The organism is Herbinix hemicellulosilytica, assembly GCF_002904165.1.
GTDB classification, from domain to species: Bacteria; Bacillota; Clostridia; order Lachnospirales; family Lachnospiraceae; genus Mobilitalea; species Mobilitalea hemicellulosilytica.
Genome location: NZ_CVTD020000032.1, coordinates 1 through 2,776, shown reverse-complemented (window position 1 = coordinate 2,776; position 2,776 = coordinate 1). Strand labels below are relative to the sequence as shown.

Here is a 2,776-nt window from a genome sequence, read left to right as displayed (position 1 = left end):
TAAACGGTAAATCACGCGTACATTCCTAAGAGCTTTATTTCGTGAGATAATGTAGTAAAAGTGTAAAAAGTTGTACAAGTTTTTACACTTAACACGAAATTTTATAGGAGGTACTTATGAATACCAAATTAGTTGAAAAAGAGGTCAAACTTTCTCAATGGCGTACTCTGATTCAGGAATGTATGTCCAGTGGTCTAAAAGTTAAAGATTGGTGTATGCAAAACAATATAAGTAAGGATACTTATTACTACTGGTTAAAGAAATTACGTGAAGCCGCATGCGATTCTATAGAAACAAACTTCGTCCGTGTCCCTGAGCAGTATATATCTCATTCTTGTACTACCTCGTTTTCACCGGAGCTTACTATATCAATCGGTTCCTTAACGATTAATATTAATTCAGCAACACCACAGCATCTTATTGAAGCAACCATTCAGGCGGTAGCAAATGTTAAATGATGCATCAGGTTTTTCAGAGGTATACATTGCCTGTGGCTATACTGATATGAGACTTGGCATAGATGGTCTTGCAGCTATAGTAAAAAACACTTTTCATCTGAACCCATTCCATGAGGGAGTATTATTTCTATTCTGTGGCAGGAGAACAGACAGGATTAAAGGCCTGCTTTTCGAAGGAGATGGATTTCTCCTCCTGTATAAACGTCTTGAAAACGCACGCTTTCAGTGGCCAAGAAATGAAGCTGAAATGAAGCAGCTTACACCTCAGCAGTTTAAATGGCTGATGGAAGGTCTTGCTATTGAGCAGAAAAAGGCAATAAGAAAAATTGCACCAGTATCTATCTGTTAGAGTTATAGCTATTGTTGTGCAAAACAGAGAAATTTATTTTTTTAAAATCAGTGCAAATCCAATATACAAATCTACTTATCCACAGCTTCTGTGCAGTGATGGAGCGATATCCATGATAACGTTCCATCACCTTTTTACTTCCGTGGATAATATTATCTCAAAAAGTTTCTAAGCTCTGTTTTTTTCTTATTTTTCAGGTGTTTATCCACCGTCATAATGACGAAAGTGCCAAAATCACAAATTAGCTTTTTTTGCCGATATCGGTTATAATATAAGCATCAAAGAAGAAGGAAGTATCAGACATGGGTAAAAAATATACAGAATCAGAATTGAATAGTTTAAGTAAGGAAGAACTCATAAGCCTGTTTTTGTCTGTTCAAACCATGGCTGATGATCTTTCAAAGAAGCTGGATCTATTGCTGGAGCAAATGAATATATCAAAGCAACGTCAGTTCGGGCGTTCATCTGAAAAGATGGTATGTGACGGCCAGCTTAGTCTAAATTTGGATTTGGCCTTAAACGAAGCGGAAGCTACTATAACCGGTTTATATGTTGTAGAACCGGAATTCGAGCAGATCTGCCCCAGGCCATATACACGGAAAAAAGCAAAAGGGAAACGTGAAGAAGAGCTTAAAGACCTTCCGGTAAAAGTAATTAATCACGAGCTGTCTGAGGAAGAGTTAACTTCTCGCCTGGGACCAAAGTGGAAACGACTTCCCGATGAAGTATACAAAAGACTTGTATTTCATCCTGCAACCTTTGAAGTAGAGGAACATCATGTAGCAGTATATGCGGGGATGGATGGTCAGACTATTATCAGAGGAAAACGCCCTGCCGACCTTCTGCGTAACAGTATAGTAACACCATCTCTGGAAGCTGCTATCATAAACAATAAATATGTCAATGCCGTCCCGTTGTACCGTATGGAGCAGGAATTCTTACGTAATGATATAAGAATATCCAGACAGGTCATGGCCAACTGGACTATTCAGTGTGCAGAGAGATATCTGTCCCTTTTGTATGACCTACTTCATCAGGAACTATACAAAGCCAATATCCTGCAGGCTGATGAAACGTCTGTATTGGTAAGTAAGGATGGAAGGCCTGCCGGTTCCAGGAGCTACATGTGGGTGTATCGTACAGGAAAGATGTATGAGTCTAACCCCATCATACTGTATGAATACCAGAAGACCAGGAACACGAGCCATCCAAGGGAATTCCTGAAAGGATACAGCGGAACGGTGGTAACGGATGGATATCAGGTGTACCACACTCTCGAAAAAGAAAGGGAGGATTTAAAAATCGCCGGCTGCTGGAGCCATGCGAGACGGCACTTTGCGAATGTAACAAAGGCGCTGGGGAAGGAAAAGGCCAAAGGTACACTTGCTGAAGAAGCCTTAAAGCGGATAGCAGCCATATATAAGCTGGAAAACGAGCTTCAGCATCTCACAGCGGGAGAGAGACAACAGCAACGACAGCTGAAGATAAAGCCGCATGTCGATGCTTTCTTTGCATGGGTAAAATCACATCTGTTGGAATTACTCCCAAAATCGGAAACAGCGAAAGGCTTTACCTATTGTATAAACCAGGAGAAATATCTCAGAGTATTTCTTGAGGACGGAAATGTTCCGCTTGATAACAATGCAGCTGAGGCAGCCATTCGAAGCTTTTGTATAGGAAGAGCGAACTGGCATCTTATTGACACTATAGAGGGAGCAAAAGCCAGTGCAATTATATATAGCATTGTAGAAACAGCAAAAGCAAACCGCTTAAAGCCGTATAATTATTTCGAGCACCTTTTGACCGAGATACCTAAACACATGGATGATAAAAATCTTGACTTTCTGGATGATTTGCTGCCATGGTCAGAAAAACTCCCGGAAAGCTGCAGAAGGTAAAAAGCAATAACAAATAAGCCGCCACTTTGGGCGGTTATTTTTTTGGGTAGTACGCATGATTTACCGTTTAC

The 2,776-nt window shown here is 40.4% G+C and carries 3 protein-coding genes; all 3 read left to right on the top strand.

Going from position 1 to position 2,776, the window contains the following annotated elements:
- Nucleotides 1-116: 116 nt before the first annotated feature.
- The 3 genes from tnpA (at nt 117) to tnpC (ending at nt 2,705) form a co-directional block, all read left to right on the top strand.
- A complete protein-coding gene (tnpA, locus tag HHT355_RS13445) occupies nt 117-458 on the top strand; it encodes an IS66 family insertion sequence element accessory protein TnpA (protein WP_103202057.1) in 342 nt (113 codons plus the stop codon).
- Nucleotides 448-807, top strand: coding sequence for an IS66 family insertion sequence element accessory protein TnpB (gene tnpB, locus HHT355_RS13440; RefSeq protein ID WP_103202058.1), 360 nt, complete (start codon nt 448-450; stop codon nt 805-807). Before tnpA ends, tnpB begins: the two co-directional genes overlap by 11 nt.
- A gap of 302 nt (nt 808-1,109) precedes the next feature.
- The gene (gene tnpC / locus HHT355_RS13435; RefSeq protein WP_103202059.1) at nt 1,110-2,705 is read left to right on the top strand and encodes an IS66 family transposase; all 1,596 of its coding nucleotides are present in this window, start codon (nt 1,110-1,112) and stop codon (nt 2,703-2,705) included.
- Nucleotides 2,706-2,776 lie beyond the last annotated feature (71 nt).

Bases quoted from the DNA above. Each gene is read 5' to 3' on its own strand.
- tnpB (WP_103202058.1), top strand. From the start codon at position 448: ATGTTAAATGATGCATCAGGTTTTTCAGAGGTATACATTGCCTGTGGC.
- tnpA (WP_103202057.1), top strand. From the start codon at position 117: ATGAATACCAAATTAGTTGAAAAAGAGGTCAAACTTTCTCAATGGCGT.
- tnpC (WP_103202059.1), top strand. From the start codon at position 1,110: ATGGGTAAAAAATATACAGAATCAGAATTGAATAGTTTAAGTAAGGAA.